This is a genomic window from Bartonella sp. ML69XJBT (assembly GCF_028618515.1).
In the GTDB taxonomy this organism is placed as follows: domain Bacteria; phylum Pseudomonadota; class Alphaproteobacteria; order Rhizobiales; family Rhizobiaceae; genus Bartonella.
Window position 1 is genome coordinate 106,513 of sequence record NZ_JAQITB010000001.1, and the last position, 26,931, is coordinate 133,443.

Annotated in this window: 26 protein-coding genes; 11 read left to right on the forward strand and 15 right to left on the reverse strand. The window is 36.0% G+C overall.

What is annotated here, in order from left to right; all coding sequences use genetic code 11:
- The first annotated feature begins 40 nt into the window (after nt 1-40).
- Nucleotides 41-802 carry a hydroxyacylglutathione hydrolase gene (gene gloB, locus PVV68_RS00495; protein WP_273719672.1) on the forward strand — a complete coding sequence of 254 codons (762 nt, stop codon included), beginning with the start codon at nt 41-43 and terminating at the stop codon, nt 800-802.
- A gap of 2 nt (nt 803-804) precedes the next feature.
- Nucleotides 805-1,272, forward strand: coding sequence for a hypothetical protein (locus PVV68_RS00500; RefSeq protein ID WP_273719671.1), 468 nt, complete (start codon nt 805-807; stop codon nt 1,270-1,272).
- A gap of 28 nt (nt 1,273-1,300) precedes the next feature.
- Here PVV68_RS00500 and PVV68_RS00505 read toward each other — a convergent pair whose 3' ends face one another.
- From PVV68_RS00505 to rho, 6 genes are all read right to left on the reverse strand, one after another.
- Nucleotides 1,301-2,206 carry a ParB/RepB/Spo0J family partition protein gene (locus tag PVV68_RS00505; RefSeq protein ID WP_273719670.1) on the reverse strand — a complete coding sequence of 302 codons (906 nt, stop codon included), beginning with the start codon at nt 2,204-2,206 and terminating at the stop codon, nt 1,301-1,303.
- Nucleotides 2,207-2,253: 47 nt separating this feature from the next.
- Nucleotides 2,254-3,051 carry a ParA family protein gene (locus tag PVV68_RS00510; protein ID WP_273719669.1) on the reverse strand — a complete coding sequence of 266 codons (798 nt, stop codon included), beginning with the start codon at nt 3,049-3,051 and terminating at the stop codon, nt 2,254-2,256.
- Nucleotides 3,052-3,057: 6 nt separating this feature from the next.
- Complete coding sequence (rsmG, locus tag PVV68_RS00515) at nt 3,058-3,705, reverse strand: 16S rRNA (guanine(527)-N(7))-methyltransferase RsmG (RefSeq protein WP_273719668.1); 648 nt, start codon at nt 3,703-3,705, stop codon at nt 3,058-3,060.
- Nucleotides 3,705-5,573, reverse strand: a complete 1,869-nt coding sequence (gene mnmG / locus PVV68_RS00520) for a tRNA uridine-5-carboxymethylaminomethyl(34) synthesis enzyme MnmG (RefSeq protein ID WP_273719667.1) — start codon at nt 5,571-5,573, stop codon at nt 3,705-3,707. The genes rsmG and mnmG overlap by 1 nt, the downstream gene beginning before the upstream one ends.
- 112 nt (nt 5,574-5,685) lie before the next feature.
- A complete protein-coding gene (mnmE, locus tag PVV68_RS00525; protein WP_273782562.1) occupies nt 5,686-6,993 on the reverse strand; it encodes a tRNA uridine-5-carboxymethylaminomethyl(34) synthesis GTPase MnmE in 1,308 nt (435 codons plus the stop codon).
- Nucleotides 6,994-7,023: 30 nt separating this feature from the next.
- A complete protein-coding gene (gene rho / locus PVV68_RS00530; protein ID WP_273719665.1) occupies nt 7,024-8,289 on the reverse strand; it encodes a transcription termination factor Rho in 1,266 nt (421 codons plus the stop codon).
- A gap of 626 nt (nt 8,290-8,915) precedes the next feature.
- Between rho and PVV68_RS00535 the strand changes: the two genes are divergently transcribed.
- The 6 genes from PVV68_RS00535 to polA all read left to right on the forward strand — a co-directional run bounded on the left by PVV68_RS00535 (nt 8,916) and on the right by polA (nt 15,760).
- A complete protein-coding gene (locus tag PVV68_RS00535; protein WP_273719664.1) occupies nt 8,916-9,740 on the forward strand; it encodes a pyruvate, water dikinase regulatory protein in 825 nt (274 codons plus the stop codon).
- Nucleotides 9,741-9,749: 9 nt separating this feature from the next.
- Complete coding sequence (locus tag PVV68_RS00540) at nt 9,750-10,346, forward strand: Maf family nucleotide pyrophosphatase (protein ID WP_273719663.1); 597 nt, start codon at nt 9,750-9,752, stop codon at nt 10,344-10,346.
- Nucleotides 10,339-11,220: a shikimate dehydrogenase gene (locus PVV68_RS00545; RefSeq protein ID WP_273719662.1), complete on the forward strand. Its 882-nt coding sequence runs from the start codon at nt 10,339-10,341 to the stop codon at nt 11,218-11,220. The genes PVV68_RS00540 and PVV68_RS00545 overlap by 8 nt, the downstream gene beginning before the upstream one ends.
- On the forward strand, nt 11,217-11,816 hold the full coding sequence (gene coaE / locus PVV68_RS00550) for a dephospho-CoA kinase (protein ID WP_273719661.1): 600 nt from the start codon (nt 11,217-11,219) through the stop codon (nt 11,814-11,816). Before PVV68_RS00545 ends, coaE begins: the two co-directional genes overlap by 4 nt.
- Nucleotides 11,809-12,516, forward strand: coding sequence for a DNA polymerase III subunit epsilon (gene dnaQ, locus PVV68_RS00555; protein WP_273719660.1), 708 nt, complete (start codon nt 11,809-11,811; stop codon nt 12,514-12,516). Before coaE ends, dnaQ begins: the two co-directional genes overlap by 8 nt.
- 337 nt (nt 12,517-12,853) lie before the next feature.
- Complete coding sequence (gene polA, locus PVV68_RS00560) at nt 12,854-15,760, forward strand: DNA polymerase I (protein WP_273719659.1); 2,907 nt, start codon at nt 12,854-12,856, stop codon at nt 15,758-15,760.
- Here the strand turns inward: polA and PVV68_RS00565 are convergent.
- The 8 genes from PVV68_RS00565 to ihfB all read right to left on the reverse strand — a co-directional run bounded on the left by PVV68_RS00565 (nt 15,757) and on the right by ihfB (nt 23,579).
- Nucleotides 15,757-16,635, reverse strand: coding sequence for an endonuclease/exonuclease/phosphatase family protein (locus tag PVV68_RS00565; RefSeq protein WP_273719658.1), 879 nt, complete (start codon nt 16,633-16,635; stop codon nt 15,757-15,759). The two genes, polA and PVV68_RS00565, sit on opposite strands and share 4 nt — an antisense overlap.
- A gap of 111 nt (nt 16,636-16,746) precedes the next feature.
- Nucleotides 16,747-17,520 carry a Bax inhibitor-1/YccA family protein gene (locus tag PVV68_RS00570; protein WP_273719657.1) on the reverse strand — a complete coding sequence of 258 codons (774 nt, stop codon included), beginning with the start codon at nt 17,518-17,520 and terminating at the stop codon, nt 16,747-16,749.
- Nucleotides 17,521-18,175: 655 nt separating this feature from the next.
- Nucleotides 18,176-20,017 carry an MFS transporter gene (locus PVV68_RS00575; RefSeq protein WP_273782564.1) on the reverse strand — a complete coding sequence of 614 codons (1,842 nt, stop codon included), beginning with the start codon at nt 20,015-20,017 and terminating at the stop codon, nt 18,176-18,178.
- A gap of 533 nt (nt 20,018-20,550) precedes the next feature.
- On the reverse strand, nt 20,551-21,054 hold the full coding sequence (gene lspA, locus PVV68_RS00580) for a signal peptidase II (RefSeq protein WP_273782566.1): 504 nt from the start codon (nt 21,052-21,054) through the stop codon (nt 20,551-20,553).
- A complete protein-coding gene (locus tag PVV68_RS00585) occupies nt 21,051-21,899 on the reverse strand; it encodes an RNA methyltransferase (protein WP_273782567.1) in 849 nt (282 codons plus the stop codon). The genes lspA and PVV68_RS00585 overlap by 4 nt, the downstream gene beginning before the upstream one ends.
- A 2-nt stretch (nt 21,900-21,901) precedes the next feature.
- Nucleotides 21,902-22,834 carry a class I SAM-dependent methyltransferase gene (locus PVV68_RS00590; RefSeq protein ID WP_273719653.1) on the reverse strand — a complete coding sequence of 311 codons (933 nt, stop codon included), beginning with the start codon at nt 22,832-22,834 and terminating at the stop codon, nt 21,902-21,904.
- A 161-nt stretch (nt 22,835-22,995) separates the two neighbouring features.
- Entirely contained in the window at nt 22,996-23,292 is a 297-nt protein-coding gene (locus tag PVV68_RS00595) for a lipopolysaccharide assembly protein LapA domain-containing protein (RefSeq protein WP_273719652.1), read from the reverse strand.
- Nucleotides 23,293-23,300: 8 nt separating this feature from the next.
- A complete protein-coding gene (ihfB, locus tag PVV68_RS00600; RefSeq protein ID WP_208442056.1) occupies nt 23,301-23,579 on the reverse strand; it encodes an integration host factor subunit beta in 279 nt (92 codons plus the stop codon).
- A 191-nt stretch (nt 23,580-23,770) separates the two neighbouring features.
- On the opposite strand from ihfB, the gene lptC reads away from it, so the two are divergent.
- The 3 genes from lptC to lptB all read left to right on the forward strand — a co-directional run bounded on the left by lptC (nt 23,771) and on the right by lptB (nt 25,913).
- Nucleotides 23,771-24,415: an LPS export ABC transporter periplasmic protein LptC gene (gene lptC, locus PVV68_RS00605; protein ID WP_273719651.1), complete on the forward strand. Its 645-nt coding sequence runs from the start codon at nt 23,771-23,773 to the stop codon at nt 24,413-24,415.
- 85 nt (nt 24,416-24,500) lie between these two features.
- The gene (locus PVV68_RS00610) at nt 24,501-25,112 is read left to right on the forward strand and encodes an LptA/OstA family protein (protein ID WP_273719763.1); all 612 of its coding nucleotides are present in this window, start codon (nt 24,501-24,503) and stop codon (nt 25,110-25,112) included.
- A 6-nt stretch (nt 25,113-25,118) separates the two neighbouring features.
- Nucleotides 25,119-25,913: an LPS export ABC transporter ATP-binding protein gene (gene lptB, locus PVV68_RS00615; protein ID WP_273719650.1), complete on the forward strand. Its 795-nt coding sequence runs from the start codon at nt 25,119-25,121 to the stop codon at nt 25,911-25,913.
- A gap of 653 nt (nt 25,914-26,566) precedes the next feature.
- Here the strand turns inward: lptB and PVV68_RS00620 are convergent.
- Nucleotides 26,567-26,725, reverse strand: a complete 159-nt coding sequence (locus tag PVV68_RS00620; RefSeq protein ID WP_273719649.1) for a hypothetical protein — start codon at nt 26,723-26,725, stop codon at nt 26,567-26,569.
- Nucleotides 26,726-26,931 lie beyond the last annotated feature (206 nt).

A 26,931-nucleotide genomic window follows, 5' to 3' on the forward strand; every position in this document is an offset into this window, starting at 1 on the left:
TTTTTTTATTTATCACCTACACTGTTCATGGAGAGAAGAGATGTTGATTGAACAGTTCATTTGTCGAAAAGATAATTTTGGAGTACTCATTCATGATGAAAAAAGCGGTTGTACAGCCGCTATTGACGCTCCTGAAAGTAAAGCTATCCATAATGCCTTAAAACGCCGTAATTGGACACTTCAGACTGTTTTTGTAACACATCACCATCACGACCATGTGGAGGCACTAGCAGAGTTAAAACAAGTCTATAAAGCTATTATTATCGGACCAGAAGCAGAAAAAGAAAAAATTTCTTATCTTGATAAAACTCTTTATCCTGATGAAAGTTTTTTCTTTGGCACTCAGACAATTTTAGCGCTTTCAACACCTGGTCATACACTAGGAGCTTTGTCCTACTATCTTCCTGAAGAAAAATTACTCTTTGCTGGAGATACACTTTTTTCACTTGGTTGTGGACGTCTTTTCGAAGGAACACCAGCACAAATGCTAGATTCTTTAAAGAAAATTCGTCAACTTCCCAATGAAACACTTCTTTATTGTGGACACGAATACACCAAAACCAATGCTCTTTTTGCATTGACCCTTGATCCAGATAATCAAAAACTTCATCAAAGAGCAGAAGAAGTTTTTTTGTTGCGCAAAAAAAATGCCATGACTCTCCCTGTCACTTTAGAACAAGAAAAAGCGACAAACCCCTTTCTTCGTTGGGATGACCCTGTAATCAGAAAAAATCTTGCCATGGAAAAAGAAACTGATGAAGAAGTCTTCGCTGAAGTCAGAAAAAGAAAGGACAATTTTTAATCATGTTTAAATTTGTATTATGCCTTCTTTTCCTTTTTCCCTTTGCATCATACGCTCAAGAAATCAAAGAAATAACAAATAAAGCTTCCCTTACATCACCTCTCGTTGCAAATTATCCTTTAACAGAAGATTTTCTTTTAAAACTGGAAAAAATTGGAAAAGAATGTAAAAATTTATCTTCAGAGTCAGAAATATCCGATGCAAAAAATGATATTATTACGCATGACGATAATATTGAAGGATATATCGCTTATATCTCTCATAAAACAAAACTTATGAGTCTTTTAAAAGAAAATAATCTCACAGCCAAAGAATTTGTTGTTGGTCTCTTAGCACTTCAAGCAACATTAAATGTGCTTACAGATGAAGAAATTTCTCTTCATAAACAAAATATTTTACCTTCAAGCAACATTGAATTTGCAAAAAAACATATGTACAGAATCATCAAAATTCTAAAAAGCAGTTGTTAAAAGAGCTCTTTTTATTTCAAGTAATTTTTTAACTTTGCAAACGGCGACAAATATCATCTAATTGTTCTAATGAAGAGTAGTGTATTTTTAAATCACCACCTTTTTTACCATGTCGAATAATGACCTTCATTCCGATGACATCTGCAAGTAACTTTTCTAAAGATTTTGTTTCTGCATCTTTTTCTACAGAGGTTCGTTTTTTGACCTTAGGATTAGCTTGCTCATAGGCAAGTATTTCTGTTTGGCGCACTGAAAGACCTTCACGAATAATTTTTTCGGCTAAATCTTGTGGATTATCAACGGTTATAAGACAACGCGCATGACCAGCAGAAAGTTGCCCATCGGTTAAAAATTGTTGCACTTTTTCTGGTAACTTTAACAAACGAAGTGTATTTGCCACATGACTTCTGCTTTTTCCAATGACTTGTGCTAAATCTGCTTGTGTATAACCATGTTCATTCAACAAAAGTTCATATCCCATTGCTTCTTCAATGGGATTAAGATCAGCACGCTGAACATTTTCAATAATTGCCAATTCTAAAGCTGTTTTATCATCCACATCACGAACAATCACCGGCAATTGACTTAAATGAGCACGCTGTGCAGCACGCCACCGCCGTTCACCAGCAATTAATTCAAATCGCTGAGGGTGATCACGTAAAGGTCTTACAATGACAGGTTGAACAACACCATGCTGACGAATTGATTGCGCTAAATTATCCAATTCTGATTCAGTAAAATGGCGCCGCGGATTGTGTGGATTACACGAAATGGATTCAAGAGGAACAAATCTCTCCGAAAGTGCAGAAACTTTACTGAACTCTGTTAATTTTTCAGCATTAGGTGAACGTATAAGACTGTTGTTTAAACTCATATCACCAATCAATGCTGCTAATCCACGTCCCAGTCTTTTTTTTGATTGATCATCATTCATAATTTCACTCTTTGAGTTTTCTTTACAAAAATTATTTTTTTACATTTTTAAGCGGCAGCATGCGCTTGTTTTTCACGTTGAATCACCTCCGATGCTAAACGTAAATAAGCTTGGCTACCTGCACATTTGAGATCATAAAGCAATACTGGTTTACCAAAAGAAGGTGCTTCTGATACGCGCACATTTCTTGGAATAACGGTACGATAAACTTTATCTCCCATAAAAGAACGTACATCTTCAACAACTTGATTTGAAAGATTATTTCGTCCATCATACATCGTGAGGACAATACCTTGAATTTCTAGGGATGGATTAAGTACAGACCGTACTTGTTTGACTGTTTCAAGCAATTGACTTAAGCCCTCAAGTGCTAAAAATTCACATTGCATAGGAACCAAAACAGAATCCGCAGCTCCCATAGCATTGAGAGTTAAAAGATTAAGAGATGGGGGACAATCAATTAAGATATAACTGTATTTTTTCTCCATTTGCGGATCATCATAGAGAGCCTTACGTAATCGTTGTATACGATCTTTTGATGAAGAAATTTCCATTTCTACACCTAAAAGGTCAAGTGTAGAAGGCACTATATGAAGATTGGGAACCGCTGTTTTTAAAGCGGCTTTTGTCACGGAAATTCCTGAAACCAAAACATCATAAGAAGACAAAGGACGGTTATTACGATCTATTCCCAACCCTGTACTAGCATTGCCTTGTGGATCAACATCCATAATAAGAACATTTTCCCCAATAGCTGCTAAAGCTGTTGCAAGATTAATTGCTGTGGTTGTTTTTCCGACCCCACCCTTTTGGTTTGCAATAGCGATAATCCGTGTTTCGCTCATTTTGCTTTACCCTCTACATGATCGAAGATGAGAAATTTCTAAAATAACAGAACTTTCATCAATTTTACTTTTATGTTTTAGCAGATCAAACTGCCAATTGGCAGAGGCTTTTTTTATTTCTGTAGAGTAATCCCGTCCTTTTTGCAAAACAGCTCTTGTTTTTTGTGTTAATAAAGGAAAAATAAGACATAAAAGCTTATCAAGTGAAGCCAATCCCCGTGCTGTTATAATTTCTGGTCTTGCTATTTTTTTGTACACATCCTCAATTCTACAGTGATAAACTGTTGCTGGAAGATTAAGCTCAGCAATAACTGTTCGTAAAAAAGCAACTTTTTTTCCATTACTTTCAACAAGATCAATATGTCCTCTGTTTTTCTCTTTCAAAAAAATAGCAATTATGATTGCGGGAAATCCACCACCTGATCCAAGGTCACACCAATGCAGAAAATCGCTGTATAAAGGATAGATTTGTGCTGAATCTAAAATATGACGTGTCCACAAAAGAGGTATTGTTGCAGTGGATATTAAATTAATATGCTTATTCCACTGCATTATTAAAGCCTCAAATTGTATTAAATTTTCCATCGTTTCACGTGAAACAGAAGGAACGATATCTAAGAGTGCTTTATATTTTCGTTCTGTAGAAAGATTCATTAAGCTGTTTTAGCCTTTTCACGTCGTTGACGTTGAATATATGTAATAATAAGCGACAATGCTGCGGGTGTCATACCATCAATTTTTTGTGCATCAGCAATTGAACGCGGAGAAATTTCCTGAATTTTTGTTTTGAGCTCGTTTGAAAGACCAGAAATTGACTGAATATCAAGAGAGGAGGGAATTTCTAAACGTTCATCCCGCTGAAGAGCTGCAATATCTTGTGCTTGTTTTTCTAAATAAACAGCATATTGTGCTTCAATTTCTAAAACTTCAACGGTTTTAGAGTCAATTGACTGTAATTGTGGCCAAAAATGTGAAAGACGCTCTAAACTCATATGAGGGTAAGCAAGAAGATCATAAGCCGAACGCCGAACACCATCCCGATTTATTTGTAATCCATGAGCAGATGCTTCATTAGGTGTTAAAAAAAGCTTTTGACATAAGGACCGTGCTTGATCAAGACGTTGTTGTTTTTTCTGATAACAGTCCCAACGTACTTTACTGACAATACCCCATTGTTGTGCTAAAGGCGTTAAACGAATATCAGCATTATCAGATCGCAAAGACAAACGAAATTCAGCCCGTGATGTAAACATTCTATAAGGTTCACAAACTCCACGTGAAACCAAATCATCGACCATCACACCAATATAAGCTGTAGAACGACTTATCATTATTTCATCTAACCCACCAACCTTATGTGCAGCATTTAATCCAGCCAAAAGCCCCTGTGCCGCTGCTTCCTCATATCCTGTTGTACCATTAATTTGCCCCGCTAAAAATAAACCCGGTAAACAGCGTAACTCTAAAGTTTTAGTCAACTGTTGTGGATTAACAAAATCATATTCAATAGCATAACCAGATTGTAAAATTGTTACATTTTCTAATCCCTCAATACTTCGCAGTAAAGAGATTTGTACATCCTCAGGAAGAGAAGTAGAGAGCCCATTTGGATAAATAGTATCATCATTTAATCCTTCTGGTTCCAGAAAAATCTGATGTCCATCACGTTCTCCAAATTTAACAATTTTATCTTCAATAGAAGGACAATAGCGTGGACCTAGTCCTTCAATATTTCCAGAATATAAAGCAGAACGATGAATATTTTCACGAATAATTTGATGTGTTTGTGCATTTGTTCGTGTTATTGCACATTCAATTTGTGGCTGCTTAATTTTTTCTGTCAAAAGAGAGAAGGGAACTGGATATTCATCAGCTTGCTGTTTTGCTAGAGATTCCCAACGAATTGTTTTTTTACTAAGGCGTGCAGGCGTTCCTGTTTTTAATCTTCCAAGTTTTATATTATAACTTTTCAAGCGTTCAGCAAGTTGAACACTTGACTGATCTCCCATACGTCCCGCCCTCCATGTTTTATCACCAATATGAATAAGACCATTTAAAAATGTTCCTGTTGTTAAAACAACAGCACCAGAAAAAAAAGTCCCTTGTTTTTTTAAAACAATACCTGAAATACTCTTATCTTTAACAATCAAATCAACAGCCTCATCTTCAATGAGAATAAGATTTTCCTGTTCTTGCAAGAGATTTTGAATAGCTTCTTTATAGAGCTGTCGATCAGCTTGAGTACGTGGTCCTCTTACTGCTGGTCCTTTCCGTCGATTAAGAAGTCTAAATTGAATTCCAGATGCATCTGCTGCGCGTCCCATAAGACCATCCAAAGCATCTATTTCACGAACCAGATGCCCTTTTCCAAGCCCACCAATAGCAGGATTACAAGACATTGTTCCCAATGCCGATATTTTATGTGTAACAAGAGCTGTCCGTGCTCCAGCACGTGCTGAAGCACACGCTGCCTCACAGCCAGCATGACCACCACCAACAACAATAACATCATACGAGTGCATTAGGACTCATTCCATAAAGAATCTTACTGTCAAGTTTCACGTGAAACAGAATATATAAAATACATAATCTTTAAAATCTGTCTATCAAATAATCAATGTTTCACGTGAATCATTATTTGCCAATACAAAATTCTGAAAAAATAATATCAAGTAAATCCTCAACATCTATATCTCCCGTAATTTTTCCAAGAAAATCACTGGCACGACGAAGATGTTCTGCACGTAAACTGAGATCAAGAGATTGATAATTTATAGAAGCCTCTATTTCTTTAACAGCCTCTTTTAACAACTGAATTTGTCTTTTACGTGCTGGCACAAGATTACCAATTTCAGAAGCACGACGTGAACAAAATGATTCAAGCTCTTTTATAAAACAATCAAAGTTTAAACCTGTTGATGCAGAAAACTGTATGAAAAAATTTTCTCTATTTTCTTCATAAAGATCAAGTTTATTACCAACACGCCATATTTCAGCTGAAGTTTCTGGTAATTCAATTTCCTTTGGCTTTGCCATATCGTAAACCAAAATAACCAAATCAGCATCCTTAACATGCTGCTTTGCAACTTCTATTCCCAATTGCTCAATTTTGTTTTCTGTTTCTCTAAAACCAGCAGTATCTGTCAAAAAAACTGGTAAACCACCAAGAACAAGCCTCATTTCTAAAGCATCACGTGTTGTCCCTGCTTCATCTGTCACAATAGCAACAGGTTTTCCAGCTAAACGATTTATGATGCTTGATTTTCCAGAATTAGGAGCACCAGCAATAACAATTTTCAATCCATCACGTAAAATGCTAGCACGTTCTCCATCATCAATATGTTTTTTAAGAGAACTACAAAAATCTTCCAAATCTTTCCAAACTTTATCAGATAACGAATTTGGAACATCAGCTTCATCAGAAAAATCAAGCTCTGCCTCAATAAAAGCACGTGCCTTCATAAGTTTATGGCGCCAATTGCGATAAAGTGCTGTTAAATGCCCATTAGCACCCATAACCGCCAAACGTCTCTGACTTTCCGTTTCTGCTTCTATTAAATCAGCAAGACCTTCTGCTTGAACAATATCTAATTTCCCCTCCACAAAAGCACGACGAGAAAATTCACCTGCCTCCGCAAGACGACATCCAGAAAATGTGGATAATTCATCGAGAAAACGATTTACAACCGCTTTTCCTCCATGCAAATGGAATTCCGCACAATCTTCTCCTGTAAAACTATGAGGAGCAGGGAAGAAAACAGTCAAAGCAGCATCTAAAAAGCTACCATCACGCGCTGTGAGATTTCCATAATGCATAAATCGTGCTTTGGGTAAACAACCACAAAGCGTTTTTACAACATTCACAACATCAGGACCAGAAAGTCGAATGACCGCAACCCCTGAAGGCAACAATCCACTCGAAACAGCAAAGATTGTATCCACAGGATATATCCTAATCAAAAAATAATACTTCTACGTATTCATTGAATCAAAAAATTCACTATTGTTTTTTGTTTGCTTTAATTTATCAATTAAAAATTCAATTGCATCCGTTACATTCATGGGTGCTAAAATACGACGAAGTACAAATATTTTGTGCAAATCTTGTCGTGCAACTAAAAGCTCTTCCTTACGCGTTCCTGATTTTAGAATATCCATAGCAGGGAAAATACGTTTATCTGCAACTTTACGATCAAGAACAATTTCCGAATTACCTGTTCCTTTAAATTCTTCGAAAATAACCTCATCCATACGACTACCAGTATCAATCAAAGCCGTTGCAATAATCGTTAAAGATCCACCTTCTTCAATATTGCGTGCTGCACCAAAAAAACGTTTAGGACGCTGTAGAGCATTTGCATCCACACCACCTGTCAAAACCTTACCTGATGAAGGAACAACCGTATTATAGGCACGCCCAAGACGTGTAATAGAATCAAGAAGTATAACGACATCACGCCCATATTCAACAAGACGTTTTGCTTTTTCAATAACCATCTCAGCTACTTGCACATGACGTATTGCTGGTTCATCAAAGGTAGAAGAAACAACTTCTCCTTTTACAGAACGTTGCATATCAGTCACTTCTTCTGGTCGTTCATCAATTAAAAGAACTATAAGATAACATTCAGGATGATTAGTGGTAATAGAATGTGCAATATTCTGAAGTAAAACCGTTTTTCCTGTCCGAGGAGGTGCTACAATGAGTCCTCTCTGACCTTTTCCCAATGGAGATATCAAATCAATCACCCGTGATGACATATCCTTCTCTGTAGGATCTTGTATTTCCATTTGAAAACGTTCATTCGAATAAAGGGGAGTGAGATTATCAAAATGGATTTTATAGCGAATTTTTTCAGGATATTCAAAATTAATTGTATTAATTTTAAGAAGAGCAAAATAACGCTCTCCTTCTTTTGGACTCCGTATAGGTCCCTCAACAGTATCACCTGTTTTTAAAGAAAAAGATTGAATTTGTGCAGGTGAAAGATAAATATCATCTGGTCCTGGAAGATAATTAGCATCGGCAGATCGTAAAAATCCAAATCCATCTTGTAAAACTTCAACAACCCCTTCACCGATAATTTCTACATCTTGCGATGCAAGTTTTTTCAAAATAGCAAACATTAATTCTTGTTTGCGCATCAAGGAAGCATTTTCAACTTCTAATGTTTCAGCAAAAGAAACAAGTTCAACGGGATTTTTACTTTTTAGTTCTTGTAGTTTCATTTCTTGCATGAAATATGCTCTTTAAGTGATGGAGAATTGTTCTTGAATTAATTTACGGAAAATCTCGAGAATGGAATATTCTTATCTAAGAGAAAAGTATTGTACACAAATTTAAAAAATCTGCAAGCACCATTTATATCAATTACTTTTATAGATGATAAAATAAATGTATAAAAAATCAATTACGTAAATTGAAAATTTCTAATATGAGAAATTCAAAAAAATATTTTAAAATAAAATTATATAATTAAGATCTATTTAAGAATTATTAAACTAAATGAATATAATTTCTATATCATTAATAATCAAATATTAAAAATCATTTTTATTTTTTTCCAGTTATTTCTCTATTAAATAGATTTTAAAAGATGAGATTGTTCTTATTAGAGTCTGTGTTTAATGTGAATTATTAATTATACTTTATTTATCCTCAATTTTATCCACAAATAAAAAAAATAAAAAAACAGATATAACATTACGTTAAAGGTATTATCCCCATACTTTCCTCATAAGAGGAGATAAAATATCACAACTGTTCAATTTGTGCATAAAAATTGATATTTTTTTCTAAATTTTAGTTTTATGAAAAGGACCAAGCATATATACACATTTGTTAACAAGGAGTTAATATTTTTGTGACAAAAGAAAAAAAACTCTTTCATTTGCACATGCTTTCTGATGCAACAGGGGAAACGTTAATCTCTGTGGGAAGAGCTGTTGCATCCCAATATACAATGTGTCAAGCAACAGAACATATTTATCCGATGATTCGTAATGAAATACAGTTACAAAGAGCTCTTGATGAGATACAACAAGAGCCTGGTATTGTTCTTTACACAATTATTGATAAAAAAATTAAGCTCCTTCTTAAGAGAAGGTGTGAAACAATGAAAGTTCCTTGTATAGATATATTACATCCTGTTTTGGATGCTTTTCAGTCTTATCTTGGAACACCAATAAATTTGCGTGCCAGTGCGCAGCATGATCTTAATGCAGATTATTTTCGTCGTATTGAGGCGCTAGATTTTACAATAGAACATGATGATGGACAATGTTCCAATGATTTATCGAATGCTGATGTAATTCTTGTTGGAATTTCAAGAACCTCTAAAACACCAACCAGCATTTATTTAGCAAATCGTGGAATAAAGACAGCTAATATTCCTCTTATTCCAGGTATTGATTTACCGGAAGCTCTCTTGGAAGCAAAGAATACTTTGATAATCGGTTTAATTGCTTCCGCTGAAAGAATCTCACATATTCGTCAAAATAGACATTTAGGAGATAATTTTGCCATTGAAAGTTATACGAATCGTATGAGTATCGCTGAAGAATTAACTTATGCAAAGCGCATTTGCGAACGTTTTGGTTGGCCTATTATTGATGTTACAAGGCGCTCTATTGAAGAGACAGCAGCCGCTGTATTTGAACTTTTGTCGCGATTTCGTGAAAGAAAATGAAAGAAACCCATGGCAACAGATAGGTTAATATTAGCATCTCTTAGTTCTTATCGTGCGCAATTGTTAAAAAAAGCGGGTTTAATTTTTTTTATTGAAGGAGCCTCTTTTGATGAAAGAGAGGAAGAAAAAACAGCAAAAACAAAGACACCTAAAGAACTCAGTTGTTTTCTTGCAAGTGCAAAAGCAAAAAATGTTTCTGATCGTTTTTCCAATGCTTTTGTCATTGGGTGTGATCAAGTTCTTGATTTGAGAGGCCAAGTTTTTCATAAAGTCATAAGTAGAAAGGAAGCATATCAGCGTTTATGTGATTTATCAGGAGAAACTCATTCTCTTCATAGTGCAGTGTCTTTATTTCACAATGGGCAAGAAATTTGGACAGAAGCTTTTAGTGCACATATGTCAGTACGTCCTCTCTCATCAGAATTCATTGAACGTTATTTAGCACGTGTTGGAACAGATGTTTTAAACAGTGTTGGAGTTTATCAAATTGAAGGAGAAGGAATCCATCTTTTTGATAAAATTGATGGAGATTTTTTTACCATTATTGGTTTACCTTTATTGCCGTTACTCATAAAACTGCGTCATTTAGGGGTAATTGATGGTTGATTTTACAATAAACTATAAAGAAGAACTCATTCCACGGGCCTTTGTTGTAGGTACTCCTATTCATCATTCAAAATCACCAAAAATTCATAATTTTTGGCTTAAACAATATAATCTACAAGGTGAATATTTAGCACAGGAAGTAAGCTCTGAAAAATTTAGAGATTTTTTCACATCTATAAAAAGAAAGGGGTTTTGTGGAGGGAATATCACTATACCTCATAAACAGGAAGCTTTTCATTTAACGAATTATAAAGATGATGTAGCAACAATGATTGGTGCTGTTAATACACTTTGGTATGAAGGAGATAAACTTTGCGCCACCAATAGTGATGCCTATGGTTTTAGTGCTAATCTTGATGATTATGCTCCTGATTGGGGAGGGGAAACAGCGCTTATTTTTGGTGCAGGTGGTGCAGCACGTGCTGTTCTCTACGCCTTAAAAAAACGTGGATTTGAACGTATTTGCTTGGTTAATCGTACAAAAGGGCGTGCAGAAAATTTAGCACAACATTTCGGAAAACCTGTTGAAGTTCACGATTGGCAGAATATAGATAAAATACTTTACCAAGCTGATTTAATTGTCAACACGACCTCTGTAGGTATGAAAAACTCTCATGAGAAAAAAACGGATTCTGTTTTTTGCGATTTTCATAACATAAAAGCAACGGCATTGGTAACAGATGTTGTTTATACGCCGTTAATAACGCCTTTTCTACAACAAGCAAAAGCGCATGGTTTAAGGACTGTTGATGGACTTGGTATGCTTTTGCATCAGGCTGTTTTCGGTTTTGAACGATGGTTTGGAATAAGACCTGAGGTTACAAAGGCATTACGAGCAGCAATTTTACAGGATATGGGTGAAAAGGCAGAATGAAAATCATAGGGCTGACCGGGTCAATTGCTATGGGAAAATCCACAGTTGCTAATTTTTTCAAACAAGCGGGTATTCCTGTTTTTAGCGCTGATGATGCAGTACACAAACTTTATAAGAGTGAACCGGCTGTATCGCTGATAGCACGTATATTTCCTAGTGTTGTTGAGGATGGTAAGGTTAATCGCCTAAAACTTTCTGAAATTTTGATAAAAGATCATGAGAAATTAGAAACCTTAGAAAAAATAATACATCCTTTAGTGCAGAAAGAGGAAGAAGAATTCATTGAGATAGCTCACCAACAGGGAAAAAAATTAGTTGTTCTTGAAATTCCACTTCTTTTTGAAACAAATGGTGAAAAACGTGTAGACAGTGTTGTTGTTGTCTCTGCACCAAGAGCAATACAAAAAGAACGTGCAATGATTCGACAAAATATGAATGAAGAAAAATTTACCTTTATTAATGCTAGGCAAATGTCTGATGAAGAAAAACGTAAACGTGCTGATTTTGTTATTAATACAGGAAAAGATTTAGAGAATACACGTGAACAAGTTTTTTACGTGATAAAAAATTTACTAAAGAATGAAAGTCATGCGTGAAATTATTTTTGATACAGAAACAACAGGTTTAGATAAAGAGAAAGATCGCATAATCGAAATTGGTTGTGTGGAGATGGTTGATCGTTATCTTACGGGAAACCGCTTTCATGTTTATTTGAACCCTCAAGGTGTCATTATTCCTGATGAAGTTGTAGCAATTCATGGATTGACCAATGAACGCTTAAAGAATGAAAAAAGTTTTAGTGATATTGCTGATGAATTTTTGGAATTTATCAATGGTGCAACAATGATTGCCCATAATGCAAGTTTTGATATTGGCTTTCTTAATGCAGAATTAGGACGAGCAAATAAACCGCTTATCAGTGTTGATAATATTCTTGATACATTGGCTATGGCTCGGCGTAAATTTCCTATGGGTCCTAATTCTCTTGATATTTTGTGCAAACGTTTTGGAATTGATAATAGTCATCGTGTTCTTCATGGTGCTTTACTTGATGCGGAGATTCTCGCCGATGTTTATATTGAACTCATTGGTGGCAAACAGGGAGTATTAGGTTTTAATAACAAGAAAAGGGATGATGAGGATATAAAAAACAATAAAGACGCCCTTTATGCTATTAAAAGTCGTCCACAGCCCTTACCTTCAAGATTAAGCACACAAGAAAAAACTATGCATGCTGATTTTATCAGAAAAATAGGAGAAAAAGCTCTGTGGAATGACTTCAAAATCCCTGAATAGCTTCTCTCTTTTTCCTAAAGAAATTGTCCAAAAATTTAAGAAAAAAACTCTAAAAAATACTTCTTCTAAAAAAATGGTCGTTGTGGGGAGGGGAACACCACAACGACCTTGTCGCTACATCGTACCTCAGCTATCATAGGAGGAGCAAAATGAAAGCTATTATATCCTGTAACAGCAAAGAAAAGCTCTAGGTACCGAATATAAAGTGTAACGACTTCATACTTTATGAAAACAAAAAATGGCTTTTTAGAGGCAGCTTTATAAATTTTATCATAAGAGCAAAAAAAATGTATAAGAGTGCATTATTTTTAGGCTGAAATGGAGAAATAGAATTATCATGAAAGCAACAGATCATCTTTTTTTGGTTGATGGATCGGGCTATATTTTTCGTGCTTACTATGCTTTACCGCCTTTAAAGCGTAAAAAGGATGGACTTCCTGTAGGAGCTGTAGCTGGTTTTTGTAATATGCTGTGGAAATTGCTCTGTGATGCACGCGACACCGCTACGGGTGTTGTTCCAACACATTTTGCGGTTATTTTTGACTATTCATCTGATACTTTTCGAAAACAAATTTATCCACAATATAAAGCCAATCGGGAAAAACCACCTGAAGATCTTGTTCCTCAATTTGCATTAATACGCCAAGCCACAAAGGCTTTTAATTTGCCTTGTATAGAAAAGGAAGGATTTGAAGCAGATGATTTAATTGCCACCTATGCAACATTGGCAACAAAGGCTGGAGCAAAAACAACCATTATTTCTTCGGATAAAGATCTTATGCAACTCGTAAATACGTATGTCTCTTTGTATGATGGAATGAAAGACAAACATATAGGTATTTCTGAAGTTATAGAAAAATGGGGTGTTACACCTGAAAAAATGATTGATTTGCAAGCTTTGATTGGAGATACAACGGATAATATACCAGGTATTCCAGGCATTGGTCCAAAAATTGCTGCTCAATTACTAGATCAATTTGATTCTCTTGATCTTTTGTTAGAGCGTGTGACAGAAATTAAACAAACAAAACGGCGTGAAAATATTCAAGCATATAGTGAACAAGCTAAAATTTCTCGTGAGCTTGTTCGTCTTAAAATAGATGTCCCTGTAGACAATGATTTAGATGATTTCATTTTGGAACCCCAAGATGGTCCACGTTTAATTGGTTTTCTTAAAGCTATGGAATTTTCAACACTCACGCGTCGTGTGGCAGAAGCAACAACATGTGTGGCATCAGCTATTGATGCGATTGATATAGATGTTGAGTGGGAAAAGCCTGAGTATGAGCGTGATTCTGATACAAAAAAAGAAGATAGTGCACTTCCCCATAATTTTTCAGAGAACTCTCCCCAGCAGTTAGCAGAAAAACGTAAAGATCAAGCATTAACTCAAAAAATTACAAGAGACGCTTATACAACGATTCTTGATGAAAAAATTTTGCAAGAATGGTTATGGCAAGCAGAAGAGCAAGGATTTTTTGCATTTGATACTGAAACAACATCACTTGATCCCATGCAAGCAAAGCTTGTTGGTTTTTCATTGGCATTACAACCGGAAAAAGCAGCTTATATACCTCTTGAACATGTGGAAGGGGGAGATGATCTTTTGGGAGGGGGGCGTATTGCCCTGCAGATTGAAACCGAGAAGGCTTTGGCACTTTTAAAACCACTCTTAGAAAATCAAGCAATTTTAAAAATTGGTCAGAATATAAAGTATGATTGGTTAGTGATGAAACAATATGGTATCGTGATGCGCTGTTTTGATGACACCATGCTGTTGTCCTATGCTTTAGATGCAGGAACACTAACACATAATATGGACGATTTATCTAAGCGTTGGCTTGGACACAAACCGATTGCCTACAAGGATTTAACATATAACGGAAAAAAGATTACTTCTTTTGCAGAGGTAGATTTACAACAGGCAACGTTTTATGCTGCCGAGGATGCGGATGTAACGCTTCGGTTGTGGCAAGTTTTAAAACCACAACTTGTCTCTCAAGGAATGACGAAAATTTATGAACGTCTTGATAGACCACTGATAGAAGTTCTTGCAAGAATGGAAGAACGTGGCATTCTTGTTGATAGACAGATTCTGTTGCGTCTTTCAGGAGAATTATCGCAAGCTGCTGCTATTTTAGAAGAGGAAATTTATCAGCTGGCAGATGAGAAATTTAATATTGCTTCACCAAAGCAATTAGGTGATGTCCTTTTTGGTAAAATGGGATTACCTGGGGGAGCTAAAACCAAGGGCGGACAGTGGTCAACTTCTGCACAAACCTTAGAGGAATTAGCAGCTGAAGGTCATGTTTTACCACGTAAAATTATAGATTGGCGTCAACTTGCAAAACTAAAATCGACTTATACAGATGCTTTACCCTCTTATATTTTATCAAAAACAGGGCGGGTTCATACGAATTATTCTTTAGCAACAACATCAACGGGGCGGTTATCATCATCAGAACCAAACTTGCAAAATATTCCAGTACGGACGACTGAGGGACGTAAAATTCGCACAGCTTTTGTTGCTCCAAAAGGTTATGTCTTGCTTTCGGCAGATTATAGTCAAATTGAATTGCGTATTCTTGCACATATTGCCGATATCAAGGCATTAAAAGAAGCCTTTGCTAAGGGGCAGGATATTCACGCTATAATAGCATCACAAATGTTTGGAGTAGCAATAGAGGGAATGCCATCAGATGTACGACGGCGTGCAAAAGCGATTAATTTTGGTATTATTTATGGCATTTCAGCTTTTGGATTAGCCAACCAATTGGGTCTTTCACGGCAGGAAGCGGGGCGTTATATTCAGCTCTACTTTGAAAGGTTTCCAGGAATTAAAGACTATATGGAAACAACAAAAATCTTTGCACGTCAAAATGGTTATGTAGAAACAATTTTTGGACGTCGTATCCATTATCCAGAAATAAAAGCAGCGAATCTACAAGTTCGTTCTTTTAATGAGCGCGCTGCTATTAATGCACCGATTCAAGGGTCGGCGGCAGATATTATTCGCCGCGCCATGATTCACATGGAAGAAGCTTTGCAAAAAGAGAAATTGTCAGCAAAAATGTTACTGCAAGTGCATGATGAACTGATTTTTGAGGTACCAGAAGACGAGAGTGAGAAAACCATGTCTGTTGTTAAAAAGGTTATGGAAAATGCCACAATGCCTGTTCTCTCTTTATCAGTACCCCTTGAAGTAAAAGTCATGGTTGCACAAAATTGGGATGAAGCACATTAGTCTTTTTCGTTTATTTTGTTTTTAAGAATGGTCATTGCATTGGTAAGGTCAAGATAAGCTTTAATAGGCAAATGATCTGAGGCAATGCGTGCAAGCGGTGAATAATGGTTTTCAATATTTGTCACTAATTGATGAGGAAAAGCAAAAATTCTATCAAGAGCGAGAAAAGGAAAGCGAGAAGGAAAACTTGGTACAGTTCCAAGTGTGCTATCAAAATAGGAAGAAAAATGCTTTAAAGAGGAACCTTTTCCTGTTCGCCATTCATTAAAATCACCAATGAGGAGTGTGGGCATGAGAGAGCGTTTTTGCAGAAGAGCAAGAAGCGTTTTAGTTTGTTGATTGCGAGAATGACGTAATAAGCCGAAATGAGCGGCAATAATACGAATAAGGCCTACGTCCATTTCTAGCTCTACAATCACAGCGCCACGTGGTTCAATCCCAGGAAGCGTGATTTGTAAAATATCACGTACATGTCCTTTTCGCACAAAAAGAGCATTACCGTGCCAGCCATGACCATCAGGTGACATGGTATTTAAGGGTACTCGAGTAAGACCTGTTTGGTTTTTTAATAGTTGAAGATCAATCAAACCAACGCGTTCACCAAAACGTTTATCTACTTCTTGAAGAGCAAGAATATCAACTTGGAGTTCAGTAATAACACGTACGATACGCGTAGGATTAAAAATTTTATCAATACCGACACATTTATGAACATTATAGGATGCAACGGTAAGATCGTAATGATTGTTCTGATTGATTGTATTTTCCTGATGACGCGAATGACTATGGATAGCATTTAAAAAAGAGCGAGGAAGTTTTTGCTGGATCAATGCGGAGAAACGAGAAAATCTTTGCTTGTAAGGCATTTTTGTCATTTTATGAAGGTTGGTGCATCAAGAGGGAAAAATAAAAGTTTGCGTTAAAAACAAAAAAACCTTGTTTCTTTTAAGAAACAAGGTTTTTTAATGAGGCGCTGTTTTTTACAATCAGTCACGGTTTGAGCCGAGAAACTGCAGCAAAAAGACAAACATATTGATAAAATCAAGGTAAAGACTCAGAGCTCCCATAATAATTTTACGCCCCTTTGTATCGCCTTGATCTCCTTCATAATACATCAACTTAATATTCTGTGTATCGTAAGCGGTTAGACCAGCGAAGATCAGTACGCCAATCACGGAGATAGCAAATTGCAAGGCACTTGATGCCAGAAAGATATTCACAAACATGGAAAGCATCAAACCGACCAACCCTATAAAAAAGAATGATCCCATTGCTGTAAGATCACGCTTTGTCGTGTAACCATAAAGTGAAAGAGCACCAAAAGATGCTGCGGTAATAACAAAGGTTTGTACAATACTTTCCGTTGTATAACGCAAAACAATCGAAGATAGGGAGAATCCAACGAGAGCAGCATAACCAAAAAAGAGGCTACGGGCTGCACTTGTACTCAAAGTGTTTATTTTGAAACTAAGGAAAAATACCGCCACAAGTGGTGCAAACATAACAATATAAGAAAGTGGCGATGTATAAAACGTTACTCCAAAGGGAGTTAAGTAAACACTGCTATTGATTTGAGCGGCTGCCTGGCTCATATCTGTTGTCATTGCTAATGATGCAACTGCATAAGCAGCAGCGGCTGTAATAAGCAAACCAATGGCCATTGTATTATAGACACCCAGCATATAGCTGCGCAATCCTAGATCAATTGATGCATCGGCATGGGAAACAGACGCCGAACGTAAATTTTTGAAATCAGCCATAATATAAAGTCCTTTAGTATATGTTCCGCCAGATTTTGGAGTTTAAAAGAATCCCTGTCATTATAACAGATAACAGCAATTTTGTATAAGCCATTATTTAGCATATACAAAAAACTCCAGGCGCCGCTGGCGAAATTCCAGCATACCTTTCCTTATTATGGAGATTTATTTTAAAATTACAAGAGACTTCTCTTGGCAAGAAACCTTAAAAATTGGTAATGAAAGAGGATATTTGGTCAAGAAAATTGAGTCTTTTTAGTGAATTTTTACAAAGTGAGAGAAGTTATTTTAGTAATGTTTGCTTAATGCGCAAATATCAGAAATTTGTTTTTTGCATAGTATCATTGGTAGTCAGCAAAATGTTCATAATATTTAGGTTAAGGGCAGCAGTTTTTAGAGCTAAAAGGAATTTATAAGAGTTAAGAATATAATTCATAATTTATAGTGTTTATAAGATTTTTAATATTTTTATTCGTCTCCTCCCCTCATGAATCCACTGTCTTAAGTAAGAGAAACTTTAATAGTATTTGTACACACCCTATGATTATGAGAATATTTAATGAATTTTTGAATAAATTGATCACTTTAATTCTGAAATTAAAAAGACGATATAAAACAATTATTTGCCAGTAAGTTAAGTGGTAGGCAAGACTTTTTATACCGTATTAAAATCAACAGGCTTATAGATGACAGCTGTTATTTTAGGAAAAAGCTTACGGCGTTTATGAATATCAGAAAAATTTGAAAAAAAAGATTTTTTTAAACCATAAATTTTAATAGGAACCACTTTTGCTTTATCAATAATAATGGTGCTCTTTTCAGAAGTCTTCATGAAGTATTTCGTCACAGAGATATTTTTTTCTAGAAAAACAACCACAGGTTTCTTTTGTAGTAGGGTGTTTATAAAATAGCGATTTGTGAACGGTTTAGTGAGATCGGTAGGATAAGCATTTATATATTTAGCAAACGGACGCATCCACCAAAGTTTTGCGGTATGAGCGTCAATAACAATAACTGGGTTTCGCAAGTTTATTATTTCACAAAGAGCGAGAGCCAGAAAAACATTGAGAAAAGAGAGATGGTTAAAAGCAAGAATGGGGGATTTTCCAGCTTTGGAAAAATTTTTTATCCCTTTGATTTCTAAACGAAAAAATAATCGGAAAAAAATAAAAATAAAGTCGCGAAGAGAATTCGTAGGCAAGTATTTTAGCGTAGCAATTGCAGTTATGAAAGAGCTGATACTAAGAATAAGAACGATTTTATCAATTGAAGCACCAAGATATTGGATAAAAGTGATAATACCTGCTCCAATAACCATAATAGCAGCATTGAGGATGTTATTAGCAGCAATAACACGTGCGCGTTTATGAGGTTTAGCCCAAGCTTGCAGTGCAGAAAATCCAGGAACAACAAGAAAAGTACTTGAAATTGCCGCTAAGGCAAAATCAAACGTAATATGCAATAATTTCGGATGAGAAAAGAAATCAATAAGCTTTTCAGCTTTTAATTTGGGATAAATATCGTTCAGAACAACACTTAAGTCTAGACAAACAAGACCAAAGATAAAAGTTCCTATAACTGCTAATAATAAATTAATTCGTTCCGCTGAAAGCCAAGCCACCATCGCAGAGCCAACAGCAGCAAAAATGGAAAACAATGTTAAAAACATGATAGTTCCATTGGGAAGGCAATTGAGAGAAGCAGTGAGTATTGGAATGATGGATAATAGTGTGGCACCTATAAACCAAAACCACGAGATCATAAGGCTTACAATCAGTAAGCGCTTTTCTTGGATACAGTGTTTAAGAATAGATTTAGTGGCACGTATGATGTTATAGTCAACAATAAAGTTCGATTGTGCAGGAATGTTTTCTGGCATAAAGCAGCTTGTAGCCCAAGAAAAGAGAGCAAAAATCATTATAATGATTGCTGGAATAATTTGTGTTTGGTCTTGAAAATCGAAACTAAGGCCAGCCAACAATGTTCCTAATAAAATAGCAATAAATGTTGCTGTTTCCATCCATGCATTGGCACGTGGTAAATGAGATTTTGCCATATGATCTGGTAATGTTGCATACTTAATAGGTCCAAAAAGTGCTGAAGCAGAACTAAAAAGGAATAAACATATCATCAGCAAGGTAATAGAAGATAGAAAAAGAGAGCCCGCGGTTGCTAAAGCAATAAAGAGAGTAAAGAATTTAATCAAACGAGCTACCTTTGCTTTACTAAAGCAATCAGCTAATTGGCCTCCTGTTGCAGAAAATAAAAGATAAGGAAGTGAAAAAACGCCATTTGTTAAGCTAATAAGACTTGGTTGGTATTCTAAAGTGCTACATGTGATAATGAGAAAAACCAAAGTATTTTTAACAAAATTGTCATTAAAAGCAGCAAAAAATTGGCTCAAAAACAAAGGTGCAAAAGCACGCGAATTCAATAAAAAAGAACGATCATCTGCGTTTAGGAAACTTTTCGAAGGAGGCGAATTCTTTTCATTCATCTTTCTTCTCCTTATCATTGAGTTTTATATTTTAGTAAAAGAGACAGTACATTTCCAAGCAAAAGAGAAAAAAATAATATGTTTTTTTGATTTCAAGTCAAAAAAGGGGCTGTATTTCCTATTTAGATGAATAAGTATAAAGAGGTTAGAAAAACAAAAAACTATTAGAATTAATTGCAGCTTTGTACATACTATCTACAGTTCAATTTTAAGTTGCTTGATGTTTTCAGATAAGTGTAAGAGTTTAAAAGAATGGGAACATGATAGTTTTATCATACTTTTGGCGAGAGAACGGTTTTTAACTGCTACCGATTAAGACGTTGGAATGAAGAAAAAATAACATATCAGAATAAGCTTTGATATTTGATCCATGTAATTTAATGAAGAAATTGAAAAGAAGAAGCATAAATCTAAAAGATATACGCTTTTAGAGATGAGTGGATTTTAAATTTTTTTAATCGAAATTTATGCATAAAAACCGACAATACATCGCTCTGTTTTGATTCCACTATCGAGGGGAAGAAGAAACACTTTTATTCAGAAGAAGTGCTATTGGAGACGCTTTTGCTTTTAATCCAGATACGCAATTCACCGATAAGGATAGCAATGACACCGATTGTGATAAAGCTATCAGCAAGATTGAAAACAGCAAAATAAAAAATGTCATCGATATGAAAAAGGATATAATCGGTAACATGGTGGAAACGAATACGGTCAATAAGATTGCCAATTGCTCCACCAATGATGAGGGTAAGAGCGAAGCGCATTAAAGACCTATCATATGCAGTATTTTTCCATAACCATAAGAGGAACACAATAATAGCAAGCGTAATAGCAATAAGTCCCCAGTGAGAAAAGGAAGAAAAAAACGAAAATGCAATACCAGAATTACGCACATGATAAAGAGAAAGAAAAGGAAGAAGTGGGTTCGCTGTTCCAAGGGGTATATTGTGCATAACCCAGTATTTGACTGCTTGGTCAAGTCCTATTGTCATGACCAAACCAAGAAGAAAAAAAAGCAGTGATTTACGTATCATATTCTGGTCTCGCATGGTTCTAGTGTTAAATGAGGACGGCGAATTTCGTAAAGCATGATAGCTGTTGCTATCGCGAGATTAAGTGAGTCCGCGCGTCCACTTTGTGGAATGCGCGCAAGCTTATCACAATGATTTGCAAGAGACTCTGGTAACCCCTGTTTTTCATTTCCCATGAGAAGTATGACGGGACCGTGTTTAAAATCAATTGTACGATAATCGGTAGATCCTTTAAGATGCGTACCAACAATTGTGCCTTTGAAGTGATCAGACCAGTTTAAAAAAGCAGTTTCATCGCAATGATAAAGTGGTATAGAAAAAATTGATCCCATTGTTGCACGAACGGTTTCAGGTGAAAAAGGATCTGTTGTTTCACCGATCAAAATAACGCCTTTAGCGCCTACGGCATCGGCTGTACGAATAATAGTGCCAAGATTGCCAGGATCACGCACCCGATCAAGCGCAACATACACATCCTCGACCTGTTTTTTTATCATTTCAAGGGGGTGCCACTGTTGTTTGAAGATACCAATAACTGTTTGTGGATTATCACGCCTAGTTAGTGATTCCATCACCTTGTGTGAAGCTTTAATGACAAAGCCGCCATTGGCTACAGTGCGTGCAGCGATATTTTCGATAGAACTATTACCAATTTTGCTTTTCGAAAAAATGAGTGTTTGTATTGTCCAACCGAGATTGAGAGCATCAATGACCAATTTTAGTCCCTCTGCCATGAAAACACCTTCTCGATTACGGTTCTTTTTCTGGCTGAGTGCGCGCAGGTCTTTGATAAGAGGATTGCTAACAGAGGTGATTTCTTTAACTTTACCAATTTTGGGTATACACATGTTCAGGCAATCCAGCGGCTAAAAAGAGAAGTAGAAAGGGCGCGTCCTGCGGTTTCTTCACGTAAGATCAATTCTCCTGATTCGAGTGTACCACCAAGATTTATCAATTCATCACGCATTAAAGTATGAAGTGCATAGAAAGAAGCGCGAATGGAATAAGCGGTAAGTACTATGGCAAGAGGTTTATCCGAGAGAAGTTTACGACAATTTGTGATCATAGCAGGTAAATGATCAAACAATTGCCAAATTTCACCATGGGGTCCACGTCCATAGGCAGGAGGATCGAGAAGAATCATATCATAATTTTTTTTACGACGTATTTCGCGGTCGACAAATTTTACGGCATCATCACAAATCCAGCGAATGGGATAATCTGATAATCCTGCTCTTTCTTGATTGGCTTTTGCCCAAGCGATGGCTTTTTTAGAAGCATCCACATGTGTAACATTTGCACCCGCACGTGCGCCGATCAGAGAAGCAATACCTGTATAACCAAAAAGATTAAGCAATTTGATAGGACGCGTTGCTTTAACAATTTGTTCTTCTATAAAGCGCCAATGAGCGTCTTGCTCAGGAAAAACCCCTACGTGACGAAAGGAAGTAAAACGGCCTAGAAAAGACAATCCATTCCAAGAAAGTGGCCAAGTTTCACCAAGTGTTTTTTTAGGAAAATGCCAACGACCAACACCTTCTTCATCGAGATTTCCTGTGAAAAGAGCATCAACATCAGCCCATTGCTTTTGTGATAAAGCGGGTTTCCACAACGCTTGACCTTCTGGTCGAATAATGCGGTAAGCTCCATAACGCTCTAATTTTTGTCCATTACCAGAGTCAATAAGAGCATAATCTGCACTTGCTTCTGTTTCTAAAATAACAGGTACATTCTCCTGCGGATATCTATCATTATGGCAAGATTGAAAGAATTGTGCAGGCATATTTGGTATCGCGATACAGGTTTTTACAAGTTTATATTACAAAGCTCTTCAATTTTTCCCAATAGTACAAAGGGCTGTAGTCTATTAAAGCATGTATAGAAAAAAAGAAAAAGTTCATTTTTTTCTGTATTGAATACAACAAAGAAAAGATTTCACGAAGATCATACGATATCTGTGATTGATTTTTTTAATTTCTCGAGCTCAGCTTTGCTTTTTTTGAGGGCTTTTTTGCATTTATGATATGCAAACCAATTGCTTAAGCTTCCAAGTAAAATACCAAGACCGAAAAAAATAAAAAGCCATATAAAAAAAGGAGCGTTGTAAGTAAAATTTTCCGAGTTTGTCTGAAAAGGATCAAGCGTTAGCGTAACCATTTGACGATTAGCTACGATAAAAGCAAGCAAAAGTCCTGTTGGAATCAGCAAAATAATTGCAAAAAGGATACGTTTAAGTGTCATGAATTTACTCATTGATTAAGTCGATCACGTAAATCCTTGCCAGTTTTGAAAAAAGGAATCCATTTTTCTTCAACAGCAACGGCTTCACCTGTTCGTGGATTACGACCATTACGTGCTGAGCGACTTTTGACAGAAAAAGCTCCAAATCCGCGCAGTTCAACACGATTACCATTTGCAAGCGCTGTTGAAATTTCCTCAAAAATAGCGTTCACAATATTTTCCACATCACGTTGAAAAAGATGCGGATTTTGACGTGCAATAATCTGTACAAGCTCTGATTTAACCAAAATAGCCTCACTTTCACACCGAAAAGATTTTCTATAATTGTGCATTTCATGCATGCACATTACAATATATAAACGAATGGAAATAAAATAAAACCAAGAAAAAACAAATTGCAAGAAACAAAATTTGAAAATACCTTTTAGAGAGGTTATACAAGTTGAAAAACACGGAATATTTAAGAGATTAGGAGAATATGTCCGTACACAATCATTATGAAGCCTTTTCGACACAATCACCGTTGGGGGATGTTTTTAAAAAAGCATCCCGTCATTCGCGTCGTATTATTATATTAAAGTTTTTTTTACCTTTGTTGGCATTGGCTGCTGCCCTTGCTTTTTGCTGGTTTACATTTTTCTTCACGCCCACGGCTTTTGAGCCAGTGACTTTGAATAACGAAGAAGAAGAGGTAACGAAATTGACAATGCTTAATCCCAAATTAGAAGGTTACACGCGCGCTCATGAACCTTATTGGCTTAAAGCAGAAAAGGCATTTCAAGATTCTACACGTTCTGGGACAATTGGGCTGCAAAACATTACAGCTGAAACGCTTATTGGCAAACAACGACGGGTTTTTCTTGATGCACAAGGGGGATTTTACGATAATATCAAGGGTTTCTTACGATTGGATAAGCCATTCACTATTACAACAAATGACGGTATGATTGCACAATTTATGGCTGCAAATATTAATTTATCTGAGGGGCAATTAAACACAGATCAACGTGTCAATATTAAGCGTGTAGGTTTGCATCTCGCAGCAAATGCTTTGCAAATTCGAGAAAAAGGGCAAAATATCTATTTTCATGGCGGTGTGCATTTAGTGCTTGATAAACAATAAGGTCATATCAATAGGAATCATAAGTGATTTTTATGAAAAAGAAATATGCGTATCTGTGAAGAGAAGAAGAGTGAGAAGTAATGAAATGAAGCTGAGGGGAACATACAAAAAATGGATAGGGGGTTCTTTGGCTTTGAGCATGGGGATGTTAGGGATTGGAACAGTTTTGGGATATGCTGAAGTTGCCCATTTTGGCATTAATTTATCAAATGACAAAGGACCGGTAGAACTTTATGCTAATTCTTTAGAAATACGTGATAAAGAGGGGATAGCGCTTTTTAGTGGTGATGTTTCTGTGACTCAAGGTGAACGTCTTCTGCGAACGGAAAAATTAGTTGTTTACTATGATAATAAGAAGCACAATGTTGCTGACAAAACCCAAACAGATACCAAGACATTATCGCCTGCTTGGTTTGGTTCAACGGGTGTTAAGAAAATGGAAGCTTTAGGAAAGGTTTATATAAAAATTGCGACACAAATCGCTACGGGTGATAAAGGTATTTTTGATGGAAAGTCAAAAATAATGAGCTTGACAGGCAATAATGTTGTATTAACCGATGGTGATAATGTAGCAACAGGGTGCAAATTAACGGCAGATATGAAAAGCGGAAAGGCCTTTCTAGAAGGTTGTGAGAAGTCTAAGAAAAAGGGCCGTGTTTCTATTATTTTTAAACAAAGTCAAAAGAATGGCCATTAAGGTTTCATGTTTGGAATCAAAAGAAAAAAACAGACAGACAGACCTGATCTAGCAAGTGAAGCTTTAAAAAAGCGCTTAAAGGGGACTTTAATTGCTAGTCATTTAATGAAGATTTACCGTGGAAGACAGGCTGTTAAGGGTGTTTCTTTTGGCATTCGTACTGGAGAAGCTGTCGGCATTTTAGGTCCCAATGGTGCAGGAAAAACGACGTGTTTTTATATGGTTACAGGTCTCATTAAGTCTGATGGAGGATCCATTAAAATTGACGGATTTGATATTACCCACCTTCCGATGTATCGACGTGCTCGTTTAGGTATTGGCTATCTTCCTCAAGAAGCTTCTATTTTTCGTGGTCTTTCAGTAGAAAATAACATTAAAGCTGTTTTGGAGGTTGTTGAAAAAGATCGTCTTAAACGACGAGAAGAATTAGATAGTCTTTTACATGAATTCAAAATTGATCATTTACGCAAAATGCCAGCACTTTCTTTATCTGGGGGGGAACGTCGACGACTTGAAATTGCTCGCGCTTTAGCTTCTCGTCCCAGTTTTATGTTACTTGATGAGCCCTTTGCAGGAATTGATCCTATCGCTATTTTTGATATTCAGCAGCTTATTCGTCATTTAACGAGGCGTGGCATTGGTGTTTTGATAACGGATCATAATGTACGTGAGACATTAGGGCTTGTCGACCGTGCATATATCATTCACGCTGGACAAGTATTAGTTCACGGTTGTCCTAACGATATTATCAACAATGTTGATGTGCGTAGAATTTATTTAGGAAATCAATTTTCTCTCTGATTGTACAGTTTTTATGCGTTCTTAGTTACCCTTAAACAGACCAACATAATGGACATAAGCGCTATTTTTATACATTCATGAAATCAAACATATTCATGAGAGGAATATAAAACTTCGCGTGATTCTTTGTAAAATATGCTTGATACGCATTTCCGCTACATAATCAAAATTTATTGCTTCATTGCAAAAAGGATGACGATGTTGTTAAGAGATTTAAATAAAGAGAGTAGATAGAATTGTTTGAGGGATAAAGAAAAATAGGCTTTTGTAGTTGTGTTAGGCAATATTTTTTCAAGAAGATTGTATTCATATTATTCTTGCTGAAATCCACCTTAATTTGTACCAAAATCTCTTTTATAATTATAATCTTAAATGAGATTTTTCTAAAGAGTAGAAAAGTCTTCATGAAGATGGAATGACTTCATTGTTTTATAGGTTTAGTTTGCTTTTGATGATACCCATGGAAAAGATATCACTAGATTAAGCTTATAATGAATGGTAAACGGAGCTGTAAATGAGTACGCATGTTGTTAGAAGGTATAGATATTAATAATATTTTTCTCTGTCGAATCAAACAACATATCGATAATGCTGTTTCGGATATTTTGATGGTAATGCCATGGGTTATATATATTATGGTTATCAAGTAGGATTTATGATATTTTGCTGGCTTGCATTGCGTATTTAAAGCCGGTCGCATGGCTGCCGATATCAGACCAAATCTGTGAATCTTTTTTAATAACCATTGAATGATTTAAAGCCTTTGAGATGTTTGTCGTTTGGCGGAGTTCAAGCTGCACGGTGATTGTCAAAATAGAGTGCCTTTTTCCTCGATATGTTTGTTATTTTAGAGAAGCTAGCTTTTAAAAGACAGAAAAAGACCGGATAAGGAATTGTACACTAACTGTTGTAATTAAAGGATAGATAAATTTATGAAAAATGGCTTTTGCTAGTATTATAGGGAAATTAATTTTATAGAGAATCTCATTTCCTTGTTTTCTCATGCTGTTAATTTAAG